This window comes from Oribacterium asaccharolyticum ACB7 (assembly GCF_000238075.1).
GTDB lineage: Bacteria > Bacillota > Clostridia > Lachnospirales > Lachnospiraceae > Oribacterium > Oribacterium asaccharolyticum.
The window spans coordinates 647257-665480 of the sequence record NZ_JH414505.1; the positions used below are offsets into that span (position 1 = coordinate 647257).

Genomic DNA, 18224 nt, shown 5'->3' on the forward strand with positions numbered 1-18224 from the left:
GGGGTAAAGACAGTGCAATTCGAATGGGATGAAGTAAAGGAAAAAAAGAACATTGAGAAACATGGAATTTCTTTCAAAACAGCTTCTATGGTTTTTTTGGATGAACAGCGATTAGAATATTTTGATGAAGTTCATAGTAGTAGTGAAGATAGGTATATCACTATAGGATTTGCAGGTAAGGTCCTTATGGTTGTTTATACTTTTAGAAATCCCCTATATCGTATTATATCTGCAAGAATTGCAACAGAGAAGGAAAGGAGAGCGTATTTCAATGGCTATGAAAAAATATAATCTTGACAAAAACAGTAAACTGACGGATGAGCAGTTTTTAGAATTAAAAGAAGCAGCCCTGCGCCCACTCTCCTTTGATGAAGATTGCCCTGAACTAACAGACGAAGAACTTGCCCGATTTAAGAGAATTGCAGAAATAAATAAAGAAGAGAGAAGGAAGCAATCTGTAACTCTTCGTTTATCCCCACATGCTCTTAAAAAGGCAAAGTCTCTCGGAAAGGGATACACTTCCGTATTAAGTAGGATATTGGAGTCTGCCTTAGATGATAATGAATTGCTAAAGAAAAGCTTATAATATTGCCTTTACCGCATCCAAAAATGTAGGAAAGTAGGAGAAATCTTGCTTTCCTTCTTTTTTTACTTTTTCCAGCTCCTCTTTTCCGTAGCCTGTACCGAGGAGTATAGGATTAACGCCAAAATTCTCGCCGGCCAAGCAGTCCAAAAGCTTATCTCCTATCATGTAGGAAGAGCTGAGCCAGTTCTTTCGTTCGGGAAGCGTTCGGTTCTCTTCTTCCAGCTCTGCTTCTTCCCTTGCAGTCAATCTATAGGGGGAGTGAATTTGTATGGTATGAGCTACACTTTCTATGCCACTTAATTCCTTCTCGATGGTTTTTCCGGCACTATTTCTCTCTTCCGTAAGCATATCCCATTCCGCCTGATAGAAGAGCCCGGCTTTCGGCTTTCTACAGGAACAATCCATATTATAGGGAGGAAGTCCCTCCAAGTGGTGAGGGCAGTAGTAGATTCCTTGCAGGAGTATCCCCTGCTTCCTAAGCTCCTCTCTCATATAACGGTGAAGCCGTTCCGCATCTTCTTCCGTATAATATCCTCTTCCGATTCCTGCCTGATTTGTAATCACAACAAGCTGAAAGCCGTGCTCATAGAGAAGCTTCATCCCCTCTACCACGCCGGGCAGAAAGCGGAAGTCTTCCGCCTTATGGAGATAAGAAACTTCTTCGTTAATCGTTCCGTCCCGATCTAAAAATACGGTCTTTTTCAGCATTTTCCGCTCTCCACATCTTCCTTAAACTGTGCATAGTCTTCCGGAATCCCGATATCCATAAAGTAGCCGTCCGAGGGAATCGCCTGAAGATAAAGGTCATCTTTTAGCCACGCCGGGATGCAGTCATTTTCCAAACTCTGCTTTCCTTCGGGGATTTTCTCAATAAGGCTTTTTTGCATGACATAAATACCCCCGTTGATTTCTCCGGGGTGCGGTGCTTCCGCCTGATCCGAAGACATTTTCTCATTCCAACGAAGAATACGCCCGCTTTCATCCTTAAGGATTGCTCCGTAGCGGGAGATATCCTCTATTTTTCTGCTGGCTATCGTCATGGCCGCCTTGTTCTTAAGCTGCTCTCTTAGCAAGCTTTCATAATCCGTATGGAAATAAGTATCCGCGTTTAAGACGAGGACATTTTCTCCGGAAACATGGGAAAGAGCATTGCGAATCGCACCGCCTGTCCCTAAGGGGCTGTCCTCATACGAATAGGAAATAGAAAGTCCATAGTCATCTCCGCTCTTAAAATACGCCTCTATCTGTTCTCCCATATAGCCGAGGGCAAATATCAGGTGCTTTACACCGCTCTCGGAAAGCATTTTCACAAGATAATGCAAAAAGGGCTTTCCGGCTATATCCGCCATGGGCTTCGGGCGGTCGGAGACCACCGAGCGAAGTCTCGTTCCGAGGCCTCCACATAAAAGAATTGCTTCCATAGATTTTTCCTAGCTCCTTCCTAACTATGCTGTGCTCGTATTATATTGCATTGACTCATGTATAGGCTTATGCAATCAGAGTATCCGCCATTTCCCGCTCTTATTGGATCCTTCTCTTCTAATAATTTCCATTCTCCTCAGCTCTGCAAGGTATCTTTCTGCTGTAGACCTGGATACATCAAGTTGTGCTGCAATCGAATCAATTTCCACGCAAGGATTTCCTTTGATAATTTGAAGAAGTTCCTTGATTTTTTCACGTTTATATTCAGAGATATAAGACAGCTTTAATCTTATTCCATCATTTATCACCTCATTTTTATCTTTTTCGGAATTTATCACCTCATTTATCACCTCATTTTTGCCTTTTTCGGGATTTATCACCTCATTTATTACCTCATTTTTATCTTTTTCGGGATTTATCACCTCATTTATTACCTCATTTTTGCCTTTTTCGGGATTTATCCCATCATTTATCACCTCAGTTTCATCAATTCTTTTATCCTCTTCCATGCCTGAAATAAAATCAGGATGAACAAAGATTCTAGAAATAAAATAACTGTGTTCTTTATCCGTTTCAAACTCCGGTAACGGAGATCCATTCTGTTTGATTGCATCCAATATTTTCTTGAATCCGGTATTTCTACCTTCTGTAAGATGAAGCTCCTTAAGAAATTCGCCGATTCGTCGATTCCGATACCTACGATTTGAAACACGATAATCCTTCAGCTGCTCACGAGTAACAGAATAAACCGGTCCCGGATAGCTCACAATTTCAATTTTATCGTCTTCAATTCTGACTTCAATAGGCTCTCGAACATCATATGCTTTATGATATACGGCATTTGCCAAAGCCTCTTCCAATGCCGCATAAGGATAGTTATAGATGTGATCTGCCTCTGCTCGGTCAGGATACTTGATGATTTTCCTTTGAATATAGTTGTTGCTTATATATCTCAATGCATCTCTCAGCTGCTGATCAAGTGGCCCCCTAAAGGTCTGTTCATCTATTTCGTCGCCTCCCAATCCCTTGGGAAAAGCTACAACATCAATCTGTGCATACGGAAAAAACCTCTCAGGTTCATCGGAAAAAAACATCAATCCAACATTCTTCGGCTTTCGATATTCAGGCATAGTATTGCAGATTCCCATGTCTTCACAAATTTTTTCCAGAGGTCTGGAATCCAAGTCCTTAACCATACCGCTTCCGACAGCAGAAAGGTACTGCCTAATCAGGTTAATATTCAAATCCGTCATTTCTGCCTGATGATTTACACGATCATCAAACGGAACTTTGTTGGATAGGGAATAAAGCTCATTTAATTCGTCCTGACACGGCTTTACCGTACTTGCCATTTTGCGAATAAAAAACGTGCGCTCCTTGGATGCAACTGCCTTGCCCTTTAGATAAGTAAAAGTATCCGGACTACTGTAAGGCCTCACATCCCCACCCGGTGCCCATATCACAATAAGTGTTTTCCCTTGATATTCAATCGGTGCAACAACAGGAAGATAACGTGGCTGAATTAGATTGCACTTGTTTAGCAAATCTTTCATCATCTCATCAACCTGGCTGACCGGTATTCCCTCAACCGGAAGTGCGGGACGTCCATTCTTCTCTTTCACACCAAGAACAATATAGCCGCCTCCCCAGTTATCAATATCATTGGCGAAAGCGCAAATCGTTTTTAGCGATGCTTCAGGCATCCAGCTAGTCTTAAATTCTATGCGAGCCCCCTCGACCACATTCCCTGTCAAGAGGGTTTCTATACTTGTTGGAAGTCCCATTGTTCATCACCTCATTTTAATCACATAGTATAGCTTAGCATTATCACATTTTACTTGTCCTTCAATTATCTTCTATTAACTCATGCTCATGGATGTTCCGTCCTGCTTTCATATCAGCAACTCTTCTTTCCAGCATAGCAGTCCTTCTATCGACAGAAGGAAAATCTGAAACCCCAAAATCATCCTTTATCCCCTTAAACACTGCATCGGGGGAGAAATATTCCGCAATATACTCTGTCGCCTTCTTCGAATACTCCCGAATCCTCGGCAGATTCCGATAGAGAAGCACCGCTTCATCGGCGAATTTCCGGGGATCGTCCTCTACGACCATGACTTCCTTCGCATGGGGAATGCCTTCCGCGCCACAGGAGGTGGTAAGCACTGCAGCACCTTCATGGAGGGCTTCCACTACCTTTCCTTTTACCCCCGCGCCGTAGCGGAGCGGAACAATCACAAGACGGCTTTCCTGATAAAGCTCATGCAGTCTTTCATCGCTCACAAAGCCGAGAACCTCGACTCCTTCTATTTTTTCCAGCTCCTTCACCTTGTCCGTGACATGACTTCCCACAATACGGAACTTCAGCTCCGGGAGCTGTCTTTTCATAAAGGGAAGGATTTCCCGAGAAAACCAAAGAACGGCGTCCTCATTAGGCGGGTGTGCAAAGCCTCCCACAAAGAGGATTCCCTCTCTTTCCTCTCCAATCTTCTCTACTGCTGCCGGCTTATCAAAGACATAAGCGGTAATTGCCTTTACCGGGATACTGTCGTCTATCTTATGGATTTCCTCGACTTCGAGAGAAGAGGGATAATAGTTCATTTCCGCCTTGCTCATCACGGAGAACTCCATATTTTTAAAATACTGAATTTCTTCCAGAAGCTCCGGTCTCTGCTCGAGCTCATACTCTCTTTGGAGACGGAGGAAGTGCAGGTCGTGTCCATAGAAAATAATCTTCCAGGGCGTATTTTCCTTAATGAAATCAATGTACTTTGTCGCAATATGCGGACGGTTCAAATACGCAACATCGATCATGTCCTTGTTTCGCTCCATCCAGTTCCAGATATCGCCCTGCATCTTCGTGCCGTAAAGCACCTCGATTCCGAGTTCCTCCAAAGCGGAGGTATAGGGTTCCTCATGGAGGAAGTTATCCCCGAGGAATTTCACGATTACCCCTTTGTCCGTCAGCATTTTCAGGTACTGATAGGTCGTTTTTGAACCGGCATCCTTATCGAAGGTCGGTACATAGTGGTCAACAAAGAGAACATAGCGCCTTCCCTGCCCACGTTCCCTTGCACGGAAAGGATTGGGATTTCCGGTATTGACACTCTGCTTCTTCAGCTCTTCCTTCCACTTTTCCTTGAATTTCTCCTGATTTACCTTCTGATAACGCTTTAAGCCGCTACCCTCCACATCGGTGCCGTTCGAAATCCCCTCATAGTGGATGACCTTGGAGCGTGGCTGATACAGCACCTTAAAGCCGTGCTTCCTGACGGAGAAGGCGAGGTCGGAATCCTCGCAGTAAGCCGGTGCAAAGAGTTCGTCAAAGCCCCCGATTTCTTTCCAAAGGGAAGTGCGAATGAGGATTGCCGCACCGGAGATATAGTCCACTTCCTTCACATAATTGTATTCCGGATCATCCGGGTTCTGCAGTCTTCCGTAGTTCCAGCCGGAGGCATCGGACCAGATGATGCCGCCCGCCTCCTGGAGCCTTCCGTCCGGGTAGACGAGCTTTGAGCCTACCATACCGGCATCCGGGCGCCTTTCCATAAGCTCAAGCAGGGAAGAAAGCCAGCCCTCGGTCACTTCCGTATCATTGTTTAAGAAGAAAATGTATTCTCCTCTTGCGACTTCCGCTGCCTGATTGCAGTTTTTCAGGAAGCCCATATTTTCTTTATTTCGAGCAATGACGAGGTTCTCCGAAAAGAGACGCAAATCCCTCGTTGCGTCAGTGGAAACATCATCCGCAATAATCACTTCGTAAGGCGTTTCCTCCTGGCTCGTGTGAGCAAGGATGGATTGCAGGCAGCGATAGGTATAGTGAATCTGGTTATAGCAGGGAATGATAATGCTGACCTTCGGCTGCTCCATTTTCTTAAAACGAACTTTTCCGCCCTCTTTGTAAGCCTTTCCGATTTTAAAATGCCCTAAAATCCGATTTCTTCCGTCCGGCAGAAGATAAAGAAGCATCGTTCTGATGGGATGTAAGAAGGTCTGCGCGATATAGTGGAGAATCAGTCTTCTCCTGCTATCCTCCGGGAAACGGCGATTGAAAGCGGAAGAGACTTTTCTTCTGATGCGAGAATAAAGACTCTGGTGCTTCTCAAAGTACGCCTTCTCCGTCTGAAGCTGCGCAATATCCCGTTCGTGGGTGCTGATCACCTTTTCGAGGTTTCCGACGTGCACCTGAGTCAGACGCAGCACTTCTCTTTCTTTTTTCAGTGCCACATCTTTGTCCTTTATATCCTCCTGAAGATGCGCAATGATTTGCTCTTTTTCCTCTATCACTTCCTTTTGCTTTCGGAAGTTTTCGGGGCTGAAGCGCTGGCTGCGGTAAGCCCAGATATTGCTCTCCTCGCTCTCTCCGTGTACTTCCTCCTGGAATTCTCTTTCCTTCTTCTCCGTAGCGAGAAGCTCCGGCTTTCCCACGGAGAAAAGACGGAAAAAGCTCTCTTCGTCTCTATATCTTAATTTATGCTTATAGCTTTCGTACCAGTAATGGAGAATCCGATACTCCAGAAAGCTCCTTTCCACGCCCTCCGGAAATACCCATTCGCAGTCAATGAGCACCGCCTTATCCTGCACCATTAAGACATTTTCAAAAAGCAAATCATAATTCGCAGGCTGAATCCACTCCTCCCTTCCAAGAAGCAGTACCAAAGCCTCCGTAATTTCCTTAACGGGCGCTTTTCCGTCGGAAATCAGCTCCCCGAGGATTTCGGAAATGCTCTTTCCCTTTACAAAGGGATAGGCGATATAGGAGAGTGCGTCCGAGGATTCATAGGCTCTATGGAACTGCATTTCCTCCAGGACGCTGACATTTCGTTCGGCAAAAAATGCTTCCATCAGCTTCCGTTTTTCCGGAAGGGACTCGATGTGGGCGTTGGCTTCCTTCGTTATTCCCTCTTTTAAAACGAACTTTTCCCCTTTTTTCTCCGTAAGGATTTCCGTCTTGATGGCATACTCGGGCTTTCTGCTGGAATTGTATTTAATATAGTCCACTCTCTTACTGTGAATGTCCTTCATGCCCCGAATGCCCGCCGTGTCCTTTCTAAAACGATAGAGAAAGCAGGGCGCAAAGGCGGGAAATACCCCTTCCTCGGAAAGCGCGATAATGCTCTTTCTCTCCTCTCCTTCCTTCGGGAGTCTGTCCTTGGTATAAAAATGAATGGGATAGTCCAGAGACGGAAGCGGAAAATACACTCTTCCCTCTCCCTTCTCATACTTCGTAAGCAGGACTTTCTCGATGCCTTGTAGCTCCGAAAGACTTGTATAGGCGAGTTCCTTCTCCAGATACTCTGTCGCCAGGCTCTCCATACTTTTCTCATTGTGTATTCCCAAAACGATTTCCCCTCCGGGAACCAGATATTTTTCCATAAGGGAAGAAAGCAGGAACTCCAACGAGTCCTGAAAAAGCGTAAGGAGACGCTTCGTAAGGTTCGGAATCAAAATGTAGTCATACTGTCCTTCCTCCAAGCGAAGCGAGAGACGTTTTACCCGTCTCTTTAAGCGGCTTGCAAACATCTCCTCCGTCTCTTTATCGGAAAGAAGCAGAACTCTCGCATCTCTTTCCAAACCGCCTTCAGCCGGGAAGAAATAGATCCAATCTATGAGATTGCCTTTATATTCGCTAAATGTCATGCGTCATGCCTTTCCAGAGTCACCTTCGACTCCATATCGTAAATCCCCACCGTATTTTTATTGGACAGCACGGTGATGCTGGTAATATCGTATTTTCTGTCATAGACGGTATGCTCTCCACCCTCAAAGCCCGTACAGGAAATGGAAAGGAGATACTCTCCGCCCTGCAGGTTCATTTTCTGAGTAAAGGAGCAGATATACTCGTCCCCCGCCTTCACGGCGGGAATATTTTCCCCTTCAAAAAGCGTATTGGTTCCGCTTAAGTCCATACCGCGCTTATCCTTTATCGTGAAGGTGAAAATCGGGGAGGCAATGTTGTCATAAAAGCGAATTCGCTCTCGGATGGTGAAGTTCTCTCCTTTTATGAGAATGTTGCTGAGCTTCCCTTCGTTGTCGAAAATACCGAAGTCCACAATCTCCGCCTTTCCGTTTCCGTAGAGCTGCGCGGAGGGGTTGATGCTCATCTCGTCCTTCATGAGGCGCGAAAGGTCCGTCTCGGCATCCTTACTGCTTTCCGATTCTACAACTTCTTCATTCGCCTGTCCCGCCTTCTCCTGTCCTCTCGTACCCGCTGTCGTCCCGTCCCCCAGGAAATCCTGCTCATCCACAAACTTCTCCGCTGCGGGGTTCTTTCCGGCAAGGATTTTCTTATACTGATCCACCATTTCTCCGGGAAGGCCTTCTCCGACCTTTTCTCCTTTGTTGAAGAGAATGACACGGTCACAGTATTTCATAACGGATCCCAGGTCGTGCGTTACCATGAGAATGGTCGTTCCCTTCTTCTTCAGCTCGTCCATTCTGTGATAGCATTTTGCCTGAAAGAAGACGTCTCCTACAGAAAGAGCCTCATCAACAATCAAGATTTCGGGGTCGATGGAAATGTAAAGGGCAAAGGCCAGGCGGACGAACATACCGCTGGAATAGGACTTCACGGGCTGATACACGAAGTCTCCGATGTCGGCAAAGTCCAGGATATCCGGAAGCTTCTTGTCCATTTCCTCCTTACTGATGCCCATCATGGTGCCGTTCATGTAAATGTTTTCAATCCCGGTATAGTCCTGATTAAAGCCTGCGCCAAGCTCCAGGAGTGCGCAGACGGTTCCCTTCGTTTCCACGCTGCCGCTTGTCGGGGTCAGTACACCGGTAATAATCTTCAGCATTGTGGATTTTCCGGAGCCGTTTGTTCCGATAATCCCCACCGCTTCTCCTTTTTTTACGGAAAAGGATATGTCCTGCAGGGCAAAAAAGTCCTTATGATAGGACTTCTTTCTTATGCTGACACTTTCCAGCAATCTATCTATAGCGCGGTCATACAAACGGTAGACCTTGCTTACCTTTTTCACGGAAATCAGTTCTTCGTTTTCCATTTGCCTCCCTCTTTGCTCTATGCATTCTTTCTTTAAAGACATTTGGAAAAATTATACCATTCCGAAGAACTATGGTCAAAGAAAAGGCGTATTCCGTTCACATAAAAAAACAGCTCCACTTTCGTGGAGCTGCTCTCATTAATCTACCTGATATGGCAATAATGCGATGTGTCTTGCACGCTTAATTGCTGTTGTAATTGCTCTCTGGTGAGATGCGCAGGTACCTGTGATTCTTCTGGGAAGAATCTTACCTCTCTCAGAAATGAACTTTCTAAGAGTTCCTACGTCCTTATAATCTACCGGCTTGGACTTCTCTCCGCAGAACGCACAAACTTTCTTTCTGCTGCGGAAGCCGCCGCCAGCGCGTCTTGGTCTTGCTGAACCGCTTTTATCTGACTTCTGAAATGCCATGGCTTTCCTCCTTCTATGGCAGACTACTTCTGCCTTTTTTCATCCTGAGGAAAACTTCCCAACCTAGGTGAAGGGGAGTCCCTCGTCCTCTACCCCATCAGGTATACTCATAAATCCTTCGCTTAAATCGTCTGTTCCGCCCATAAACGGACTGTTCGATTCTCTGGAATAGGAAGAGCCGTTTCCGCCTCCCTGTCCTTTGCTGTCCGCGAACTCCTGGTCATCCACAATAATATCCGTGGTATACACCGTCTGTCCGTCTTTGTTCTGATAACTGCCGGTTTGAATGCTTCCGGAAACCAACATACGCATCCCCTGATGCATATATTTCTCGGCAAATTCCGCTCTCTGTCCGAAGGACACGCAACGGATAAAGTCTGCCGTCGGCTGACCGTCGTTCTGGTTTCTTCTGCCTCTTCTGTCTACCGCAAGAGTGTATCTTGCAATAGCCATGCTATTCTCCCCTTGGGAATACCGAATCTCAGGATCTCTTACCAATCTACCCATTAGGATAACTCTGTTCATCTTTTACTCGCTTTCCGCTTGCTTATTCAGCTACAGTTTCTGCTGCATGCTCCGCTGTCTTAGCCTGTGCTGTTTCTTCCGGCTTAACAACAAGATAACGGATTACCGGCTCCATAATACGAACCTGGTTCTCGAGCTCGTTAGGAGTGTTTGCATCTCCTGTGAACGGGATGAAATAGTAGTAGGCTTCCTTCATGTGCTGAATTTCGTAAGCCAGTCTCTTCTTTCCCCACTCTTCGATAGGCTCAACAACAGTTCCATTGTAACGGGTGATAAATCCCTTGATCTTTTCAATGGCTGCCGCTCTCTCCTCATCATCGAGCTTCGCACTGAGAACAACGCATAACTCATACTTGTTCATTCGCTTTTACCTCCTTATGGTCTCTGGCCTTTCCTAATGGAAAAGCAAGGAATAGTGATACAGTCGCCTATTTTAGCAAAAAAACTGTTATTCCGCAAGCTAATTCTGGATTTATACTACCTTTTCTTTACACATCGGTTTTTAGGGAAGGCACACGGCGTTTCTCGTTCTGCCTTCCATAGCTTCCGTTGCTATGGCTTACCACCACACTTCCGCTATAACGGACTTAAATGTCATCCGAAAAATGAATCCGTTCGCCGGAAAGTCTTCTCAGCAGCTCCTCCTCGCTTTCATCCGGATAGCCGGTATAGGATAGAAAGAGCGGCTTGTTTAAAATCTTCATCATAAGAACCGGATTTTCCGGAAGTGCATCCTCCTCGGAATCCAGTAGCGCTTCCTTTTTTCTCCGTTCCAAAAGTGCCTTTGTCGGCACGGCATAAAGGACATAGTCCTGCAAGGCCTTCTCATTAAAATCCGGCAGGTTTCCGTGCTTAGCCGCTTCGCATTTCGGTTCCGCAGAATTCTTTGGCGCTTTCTCCTTTTTACCTTCTTCCGCCTCGCTTTCCTCTTTGGAAAGCTTCGCCACCGTCCGAAAACCGTAGGGACTGTAGATGCTTTCCGCTACGGGAATCAAGATGCAGAAGACTTCTCCCTCTTCTTTTAAGAGTTGAAAGGCGTAACGGAGGAGTTCTCCCATGATGCCCTGTCTTCTTTTCTCTTTTTTCGTCGCTACCGCATAGATATAACTGGCCGTGATTTCTTTTCCGAAGAAGGAAAGCAGGAAGGGATTTAAATGAAGCATGGCAATAATCTGCCCGTCTTCCTCCATGGCAAGAATCCGCTTCGGTCTCTCCTTGTAATAAAAGTCCAGGAACGCTTCCGTATCTTCAGGAAAAATCTCCCGATACAAGGCCTTCGTCCTTTCCTGCTCTTCCGGCGTTTTAAGAAGGAGTATCTTCCTCATCATACTGCATAACCTCTTCCTCAAACTTGTCTACAACAAAGTCTTCATAACCCTTGAAATCCTTCTGCACGACCATATACTTCCGCGCAAAATCAATGGGATTATAGCTTTCCTTCGCCCTTCGCAGGCCGGCAAGTCCCATGTCGTCCTCTCGATTCACAAGCTTCGCCTTAGGGAACTCATGCAGTAAAAATTCCTGGTTAATCACCTGGTAAATGCCCGGAATCTCGGGATTGCCTTTCTCTATGGAAATGCTGGCCATTTCCTCCCTCGGGTTATAGGCCCCGATGGAAAAGGCTTCCAGTCGGCCATCGATAAAAATGCCGCCGATATAATGGTCGATGCTCATGCAATTCTGCAAAACTTCATGAATCCCCTTGATTTCATATTCCAGGGTATCTTCGCCGTTTCCTTCTTCCTTGGCACGAGACTGATACCAACGATCCAAAAACTCCCAAACAACGACCTTCTCACTGCAGCAAATACTCCGGTACTCCCAGCGTCCCTCATATTCTCTCTTGAACTTGTTGACCCGATTCTTCTTCTTATAAAAACGCTTCCCGGGCAGAGTCCTAAGCTCCTCCGCATCGTAGAGATAGTCCTTAAAATCTTCCTCTTCCTTCACCAGGTAACGCGGGTTCTCTTCCAATTTGAGAAACTTCACCGCCTCCTCATCCGCAAGATAAATCTTGAGAGGTTGGTTCAAAACCTGATTAAAATACTCCTCAATTCTCTGAAAATAAATCGGGAGATCCTCTTCATCACAATACGGCATCGCCGTATATTTCTCACCTTCCCGATCCATCAGAAGAAAAAGAGCCTTGTCCTCCTCTTCCGCGACCATAATATCGCAGTACTCTCTCCATAAATAACTGTCAAGGGCACAGCTGTCACAGGTTCTGTTCGGTCTGCGATAAAAATACGGCGCGATATGCTTGGAGTCTTCAGCCCGCAGTACTGAAAATTGCAGCTTTTTTGCATCCTGCATGAATATTCGTTCCTTTCCTTTTACACTCTAGGCTTATCATTTTACCACAGATTGAAAAAAGAAAAGGAAAAAAAGAACTGATTTCCTCCTTTCTTTATGCTTTTTTTAACTTTCATCGGAAGACATCTTCTCTGTAGACTCCTCTCCAATGATTTCCTTCAATCTAGCACGGCCAAATGCCCTCGCCTAGTCCCTTTATTCGGATAATATCCGTTTACGGATATGCTATTCCGTAGATTTCTTTCAGTTCGTCCGTGTATTCTCCATCTTCCCGATAGATCACAAGCGGAGGGAGGATGCGCAGTTCTACCCCCGCATCTTTTCCCGCCTCTATAAGAAAGAGCTTGGCCTCTCCGTTTAGATAGGAGTGCACCATTTGCAGCCGCTTCGGCTCTAGCTTGTTTTCTCGCAAAATGCTGATAATCTCCGCCATTCTTTTCGGACGATGCACGATAAAGAATTTTCCTCTACTGTCCAAAGCAAAACTTGCAGCCTTTGCCACATCCTGAAAACGGCACAGAATTTCATGTCTTGCGATGAGTTTCTTCGAGTCGGGGTTTTGCAAATCTGACTGCATATAGGGAGGATTGGCGGTAACAACCTGAAATCGATGGGCAAGTCGCTCTCCGCCTTTCATGCGAAGCTCTTCTATCTGACAAAGATCTCCCGTCAGCATTTCCATTCGTTCTTCTTCTTGATTTAGGGTAACAGATCGTCTCGCAAGACTTGCCGCTTCCTCTTGAATTTCAATTCCGACGAGCTTTCCGGCTTCGGTTTTCGCGGCAAGAAGCAAAGGAACAATGCCGTTTCCGGAGCACAAATCCAAAACGGCATTCCCCTTTTTGACCGCTCCCTTTGCAAAAGCACTGAGCAGTACCGCATCTATTCCATAACAAAAGGCTTCCGTATCCTGTATAATACGATAGCCCTTACACTGCAAATCATCGATTCTTTCCAAAGCCTACTCCAAATCCATTTTCCGACGAGGCTTGAACTTCAAATCCGAAATCGAGTATTCCCTGAGTTCCTTTTCATCCTCTTTTTCCAGATTGACAATCAATTTTACCTTCTGATTCAGGACGGATACGGAAACCACCTCTCCCTTTAAGCCTTCACGCGTGGTCACAAATTCCCCGAGCGCGGGCAGCTTGGAGTTTAGAAAATCATAAACCTCTTCTTCATTTTTTAAACAGCACATCAGTCTCCCGCAGACACCGGAGATACTGCTGGGGTTTAAGGACAGACCCTGTTCCTTTGCCATCTTGATGGATACCGGTGCAAATTCCGAAAGAAAGCTATGGCAACAAAGGGGTCTTCCGCAGACACCATAGCCGCCAAGAAGCTTCGTTTCATCCCGGACACCGACCTGTCTCAATTCAATTCTCGTTCTGAAGATGGAGGCCAGGTCCTTTACCAAAGCACGGAAGTCCACTCTTCCCTCCGCCGTAAAGTAAAATAAGGCCTTTCCCTTATCAAAGGTATATTCCACATCAATCAGTTTCATTTCCAAACCGTGCTCTTTAATCTTCTTCTGGCAAGTCTCATAGGCTTCCCGCTCTAAAGCGTGGTTTGCTTCGTACTGTACTCTGTCCTCCTCCGTAGCCTTACGGAGAATATCCTTTAACGGAGCAACAATTTTATCCTCCGTAATCTCCTGATTTTCTAAAAGTACCTCTCCATATTCCACCCCTCTTGAGGTTTCCACAATGGCATACTCTCCGCGAGAAAAACTCACCCCCTTGGGAGAGAAATAGTACACCTTTCCCGCCGTGCGAAACTTAACGCCAATCACTTCTGTCATATAGTAAAACTCCTATCCTTCTTCATGCAGTAGGAAAAATAAATCCATAATCTGTAGGGAAATTTGTACATTATACGTCTTCCCCCTCTTATATCGCTCCAGATATTCCCCCCATTTGCCAAGCAGGCGGAAAGAATATCTCTGCCCCATCTCGGCCAAACACGGAATTCCCTCTTTTTCATATAAAAGCGCCGGATTCCCCGTGCACTTATAGCATAACACATCCCTTAAAATAATATCAAGGAAGCAAAACAAATCCTCAGCAGGTACGGTAGAGAGCTCTTCCGCAAATTCCTGCATTTCCTGTTGTTTCTTAAAGGAAAGCTCCCGAAGAAAGGGTAAGAGCTTGACAAGCGCGGGATTCTGCGAAAAAAATCGAAGGCGCTTCTCTATATCCATTTCCCCCGCAAAGACCTTCACCACACGGCTTAAAACCGTGTCCAGCAGCTTCGTTTCATTCTGAGCAAGGAGAAGAATCACCACAAAATCCGGTGCCTCTTCGAGCGTTTTCAAAATCGCATTTTGCGCCTCTACAGTCATGGTATCACTGTGTTTAATGAGATACAGCTTATACTCTCCCTCCTTTGGAGAAATATCGGCTGTGCCCTTGACCTCCGTACGAATCTGCTCTATGGAAATGCTGCTCTTTTTCCCGCCTCCGGCTTTCTCCTGAAAATCCACTACGATGCAGTCCGGATGTTCGCCTTTTTCCACACGAAGCGCCACATTTTCCCGATACTGCTCTTTCGTTGCAAAGCCCTTTTCCTGAAAATGCTTTTCTTCGGAGAGAAGCGTAATGGCAAATCGATTTGCCATGTTCACCAAATCTTCCTCTTCCTGTCCGAGTAGAAGATAGGCATTATGAATTCGATTGGACGATATCTTGATTTCTTTCATCTTCCTTCCTAAGGCTTCTCCTCTACTCCGTATCCTTTTCGATTTCTCTCGTGCATTCCGAAAGAACCGTATCTTGTTCAATCTCTTTCGTACATTCCGTAAGAACCGTATCTTGTTCAATCTCTTTCGTGCATTCCGTAAGATCCGTATTTGGGTAGCGCTTTCGGATGCCTGCCTGCGCCAGCTTTTCCTCGGAAAAGTCTTCATCATCCGCTTTAAAGCGACGAAGAATCTCTTCCCTTGTTTTCTTGCCGCCTCCCTCCTGTCTAAGAAAGGCGCGTTCCAGTCGAATTTCGTCCGGAACCTCAATATAGAGCGGAAAGATCCCCCGCTCCCCGAGTTTCTCTTTCAGCTGCAGATAGCTTTCGAGTGTCCCAATCGCCAGGTAACGCTTCTTTACGGCTCTTTCCGTCTCAGCAGCCCGTTCGGTAGCTGCCGTTCTTTCAGTCTTATCAGCTTGTACTGCGGATTCCGCCTCTTTGGGTAAGACAGTACCGTAATACCATTTTCCGAATACCGTATCATAGACACGATGCTCCGCCATTTCTCCGGTGGAAATCAGCTTTTCAAACTCTTCTTCGGAAATAAAATGATACTCCTGCCCCTCCGCCTCTCCTTCCCGCATCGGTCTTGTCGTATAGGGAATCAAGCGTTGGAAATGTCCTTTTTCAAGAAGCTTATGAAAAATGCTGTCTTTTCCCGAAGCGGATTTTCCCATAAGGTAATAGATCATCAGTGTACCCCGGGTCCTTCTTCCACAACATCTCCGTCCGCAGCATTCGGCGCTTCTCCAATAGCAACATGGTCGGAAGGAGCCTTTCCGGAAGAGGTTTCCGCCTTTGTGCTTTCCGCCTTCTTTGTTGCCGCAGTGGGAGATTCTCCGACAACACCGTTTTCTTTCGCAGTGCTGCTTTCTTTCTTTGTCTCCGACTCCGTAGTGCTTTCCTTTGTGCTTTCCGTTTCTTTAGACTCTTCTGTCTGCTCCGTTGTCTCTTCTCGACTCTCCTTTTTCGTCTCCTTCGCTGCCTCCGTAATCACAACTGCATCCTTGGTCTGTTCCGTACTGGCTTCCGTTTCCTTCAAGTTCGGAAGGCTGAATCCGGAAATATTTTTAAATAAGATAAAACCTGCCACCACTGTCACTACGGCGATAGACAGGGCAAAAAGCAAACGTACAACGTCGCCGATAAAATTGGCTTCTTCATCCACTCTGTTTCGTTTATTTCGCTTATCTTTCATACTCTCCTCCATACCGACACTTATACAGTACATCAATATAGCATGGTAACGGCTCTGAAATCAAATTTTATCTCTTTCTTCATGAAACAAACTTCACTTCTCCGGATAAGAGAATTTGCGATACACCGGAGTCCAGGCGAAGGAAAAGTTCGCCATGCTTCGTAATCGCTGTCACTACTCCTTCTTTTTCGATTCCATTTTCCGAAAACGAAACGCGTCTTCCCAGAACAAGATTATGTTCCCGATATTCCGGTAAAACTTCTTTTTCGTCGCAAATACAGAAGTAATGATAAAGAATCATAGCCATTAGCCGGTTTCTGTCAAAATCAAAAAAGCGTTCCTCCTGATATTCTCCGAAAAGAGAGCCTGCAATTTCTCTTATCTCCGCAGGATATCCGCCTTCCGGTGTAAAAAGATTAATCCCGATACCCATAATGCAATATTCCAAGGCAGGGCAGAATTTTCCTTCCGCAAGAATCCCGCAAACCTTTTTTCCATTTAAAAAAAGGTCATTTACCCACTTAATGGAAAGGGAAATATCGTAAAGCTCCTTCACAGCCCGCACAACCGCTACTGCGGCGTGCGTCGTAATGGTCAGTGCATTTCCCGAGCTTTCCTTCGGTCTGGTCAAAATAGAAAAATAAATTCCCATTCCTTTCGGAGAGTAAAAGCTGTGTCCCTGTCTTCCTCTCCCGCCGCTTTGACAGTCCGTAAGATATACCGTCCCCTCCGCCAGTGTCGCAGAAGACTTTTCGGCTCCCTCAGAAGCTTCTCCCTCTTTTTTCAAAGACTCCTTCATATCGGTATTCGTTGATCCCGTTTCCGGAAAAATTTTCACAGACGGAAGAGGGAGCTTCTCTTGATGAGGAGAAGAAATAAGTTTTTCCTTAAAATAGGCAAGAATCTGTTTTTCATTTAAATCTATCATGACTTGGAATTTTCCTTCTCTATCTTTAAAAGACCGGCATAATACTCTTCCAGTTTGGAAAAGAGTTCTTTGTAATCCTTAAAAATCTGCTTCCGTTTCAATTCGGCCCCTATCGGATCATAAAGAAAATCGTCGTCCTCTTTTATGGAAGCCATGTCCAATTTTCCCTCTTCATCAAATTGCAGTATAAATATCCCGCCAATCTCTTCCGTATAAACGACGGCTATCTTCTGTAAGCTCTCTTGAACCTCTTCCGGAAGATTCTGAAAGCGAGGATTAAAAAAATATTTTTCAATATAGGAATTGGCTCCACATAGTACTCTTTTTGCGGCTTCTCCCTGTTCCGGCAAGTTCATGCTGTCCTCCTTCGTCAGGTGAATTTTTATAACAAAAAAATCTCAAGGAAAACCTTGAGACAAAATGACGCCAACGAGACTCGAACTCGTGATACCACCGTGAAAGGGTGGTGTCTTAACCGCTTGACCATGGCGCCAAACTCTTTAGTAGAGTGAAAGGCGAAGACCGGATTTGAACCGGTGATCAGGGTGTTGCAGACCCACGCCTTACCACTTGGCTACTTCGCCACACTTCCCTCGGTGAGAGATGTGAAACGCCTCCAGATGGACTCGAACCAACGACACCGCGGTTAACAGCCGCGTGCTCTACCGACTGAGCTATAGAGGCATAAATAAATATCCGTCAGAAAAGGATTATATCGAATAGGGCAAACCCTGTCAAGATAAATCCGCATTGCCCACAATTTCCGGACTCCGCAATCATTCCAGCAGTAAAACATATCAATCAGACGCATTGGATAAGCCCTCGACCTATTAGTAGCTGTCAGCTGAATGCTTTGCAGCACTTACACCTCAGCCCTATCTACCTCGTTCTCTTCAAGGGGTCTTACTCTTACGATGGGATATCTCATCTTGAGGTTGGCTTCACGCTTAGATGCCTTCAGCGTTTATCCATTCCCAACTTGCCTACCCTGCGATGGGATTGATTCCCAACAGGTTCAGCAGAGGTCAGTCCATCCCGGTCCTCTCGTACTAAGGACAGATCCTCTCAAATATCCTACGCCCGCGCCGGATAGGG

At 45.8% G+C, this 18224-nt stretch carries 19 protein-coding genes, 3 tRNA genes and 1 rRNA gene; 2 read left to right on the forward strand and 21 right to left on the reverse strand.

Annotated features, from left to right (window positions below):
* Positions 1 to 12 precede the first annotated feature (12 nt).
* Both HMPREF9624_RS07740 and HMPREF9624_RS07745 read left to right on the forward strand, forming a co-directional pair.
* Positions 13 to 291 carry a BrnT family toxin gene (locus HMPREF9624_RS07740; RefSeq protein WP_036595008.1) on the forward strand — a complete coding sequence of 93 codons (279 nt, stop codon included), beginning with the start codon at positions 13 to 15 and terminating at the stop codon, positions 289 to 291.
* The gene (locus tag HMPREF9624_RS07745; RefSeq protein WP_009429905.1) at positions 272 to 586 is read left to right on the forward strand and encodes a BrnA antitoxin family protein; all 315 of its coding nucleotides are present in this window, start codon (positions 272 to 274) and stop codon (positions 584 to 586) included. Before HMPREF9624_RS07740 ends, HMPREF9624_RS07745 begins: the two co-directional genes overlap by 20 nt.
* On the opposite strand, the gene HMPREF9624_RS07750 is transcribed toward HMPREF9624_RS07745, so the two are convergent.
* The 21 genes from HMPREF9624_RS07750 to HMPREF9624_RS07850 all read right to left on the reverse strand — a co-directional run.
* The gene (locus HMPREF9624_RS07750) at positions 581 to 1294 is read right to left on the reverse strand and encodes a D-glycero-alpha-D-manno-heptose-1,7-bisphosphate 7-phosphatase (RefSeq protein ID WP_009537289.1); all 714 of its coding nucleotides are present in this window, start codon (positions 1292 to 1294) and stop codon (positions 581 to 583) included. The two genes, HMPREF9624_RS07745 and HMPREF9624_RS07750, sit on opposite strands and share 6 nt — an antisense overlap.
* Positions 1288 to 2007, reverse strand: coding sequence for a nucleotidyltransferase family protein (locus HMPREF9624_RS07755; RefSeq protein WP_009537290.1), 720 nt, complete (start codon positions 2005 to 2007; stop codon positions 1288 to 1290). Before HMPREF9624_RS07755 ends, HMPREF9624_RS07750 begins: the two co-directional genes overlap by 7 nt.
* 75 nt (positions 2008 to 2082) lie before the next feature.
* Positions 2083 to 3792 carry an ATP-binding protein gene (locus HMPREF9624_RS07760; protein ID WP_009537291.1) on the reverse strand — a complete coding sequence of 570 codons (1710 nt, stop codon included), beginning with the start codon at positions 3790 to 3792 and terminating at the stop codon, positions 2083 to 2085.
* A 61-nt stretch (positions 3793 to 3853) separates the two neighbouring features.
* Complete coding sequence (locus HMPREF9624_RS07765; protein ID WP_009537292.1) at positions 3854 to 7648, reverse strand: glycosyltransferase; 3795 nt, start codon at positions 7646 to 7648, stop codon at positions 3854 to 3856.
* A complete protein-coding gene (locus HMPREF9624_RS07770; RefSeq protein WP_009537293.1) occupies positions 7645 to 9015 on the reverse strand; it encodes an ABC transporter ATP-binding protein in 1371 nt (456 codons plus the stop codon). The genes HMPREF9624_RS07765 and HMPREF9624_RS07770 overlap by 4 nt, the downstream gene beginning before the upstream one ends.
* A gap of 138 nt (positions 9016 to 9153) precedes the next feature.
* Positions 9154 to 9426: a 30S ribosomal protein S18 gene (gene rpsR / locus HMPREF9624_RS07775; protein WP_009428553.1), complete on the reverse strand. Its 273-nt coding sequence runs from the start codon at positions 9424 to 9426 to the stop codon at positions 9154 to 9156.
* 63 nt (positions 9427 to 9489) lie between these two features.
* Positions 9490 to 9951 (reverse strand): single-stranded DNA-binding protein, encoded by a 462-nt coding sequence (locus HMPREF9624_RS07780; RefSeq protein WP_009427741.1) that lies wholly within the window; start codon positions 9949 to 9951, stop codon positions 9490 to 9492.
* A 22-nt stretch (positions 9952 to 9973) separates the two neighbouring features.
* Positions 9974 to 10312, reverse strand: a complete 339-nt coding sequence (gene rpsF / locus HMPREF9624_RS07785) for a 30S ribosomal protein S6 (protein ID WP_009537294.1) — start codon at positions 10310 to 10312, stop codon at positions 9974 to 9976.
* Positions 10313 to 10538: 226 nt separating this feature from the next.
* Positions 10539 to 11279 (reverse strand): GNAT family N-acetyltransferase, encoded by a 741-nt coding sequence (locus HMPREF9624_RS07790; RefSeq protein WP_009537295.1) that lies wholly within the window; start codon positions 11277 to 11279, stop codon positions 10539 to 10541.
* Positions 11254 to 12264 carry a DUF2156 domain-containing protein gene (locus HMPREF9624_RS07795; protein ID WP_009537296.1) on the reverse strand — a complete coding sequence of 337 codons (1011 nt, stop codon included), beginning with the start codon at positions 12262 to 12264 and terminating at the stop codon, positions 11254 to 11256. The genes HMPREF9624_RS07790 and HMPREF9624_RS07795 overlap by 26 nt, the downstream gene beginning before the upstream one ends.
* Positions 12265 to 12478: 214 nt before the next feature.
* A complete protein-coding gene (locus HMPREF9624_RS07800) occupies positions 12479 to 13222 on the reverse strand; it encodes a tRNA1(Val) (adenine(37)-N6)-methyltransferase (protein ID WP_009537297.1) in 744 nt (247 codons plus the stop codon).
* 3 nt (positions 13223 to 13225) lie between these two features.
* Entirely contained in the window at positions 13226 to 14065 is an 840-nt protein-coding gene (locus HMPREF9624_RS07805; protein WP_009537298.1) for a PSP1 domain-containing protein, read from the reverse strand.
* Positions 14066 to 14077: 12 nt separating this feature from the next.
* The gene (locus HMPREF9624_RS07810; RefSeq protein ID WP_009537299.1) at positions 14078 to 14962 is read right to left on the reverse strand and encodes a hypothetical protein; all 885 of its coding nucleotides are present in this window, start codon (positions 14960 to 14962) and stop codon (positions 14078 to 14080) included.
* A 22-nt stretch (positions 14963 to 14984) separates the two neighbouring features.
* The gene (locus HMPREF9624_RS07815; RefSeq protein ID WP_009537300.1) at positions 14985 to 15695 is read right to left on the reverse strand and encodes a guanylate kinase; all 711 of its coding nucleotides are present in this window, start codon (positions 15693 to 15695) and stop codon (positions 14985 to 14987) included.
* On the reverse strand, positions 15695 to 16201 hold the full coding sequence (locus tag HMPREF9624_RS07820; protein WP_009537301.1) for a hypothetical protein: 507 nt from the start codon (positions 16199 to 16201) through the stop codon (positions 15695 to 15697). Before HMPREF9624_RS07820 ends, HMPREF9624_RS07815 begins: the two co-directional genes overlap by 1 nt.
* A 79-nt stretch (positions 16202 to 16280) precedes the next feature.
* Entirely contained in the window at positions 16281 to 17129 is an 849-nt protein-coding gene (locus HMPREF9624_RS07825) for a biotin--[acetyl-CoA-carboxylase] ligase (RefSeq protein ID WP_009537302.1), read from the reverse strand.
* Positions 17126 to 17485: a DUF6145 family protein gene (locus tag HMPREF9624_RS07830; protein ID WP_009537303.1), complete on the reverse strand. Its 360-nt coding sequence runs from the start codon at positions 17483 to 17485 to the stop codon at positions 17126 to 17128. The genes HMPREF9624_RS07825 and HMPREF9624_RS07830 overlap by 4 nt, the downstream gene beginning before the upstream one ends.
* A gap of 65 nt (positions 17486 to 17550) precedes the next feature.
* Positions 17551 to 17622, reverse strand: a tRNA-Glu gene (locus HMPREF9624_RS07835).
* A 20-nt stretch (positions 17623 to 17642) separates the two neighbouring features.
* A tRNA-Cys gene (locus HMPREF9624_RS07840) sits at positions 17643 to 17713 on the reverse strand.
* A 27-nt stretch (positions 17714 to 17740) separates the two neighbouring features.
* Positions 17741 to 17813 (reverse strand) — tRNA-Asn (locus HMPREF9624_RS07845).
* A 126-nt stretch (positions 17814 to 17939) separates the two neighbouring features.
* Positions 17940 to 18224: ribosomal RNA gene (locus HMPREF9624_RS07850) — 23S ribosomal RNA — on the reverse strand; the annotation flags it as partial.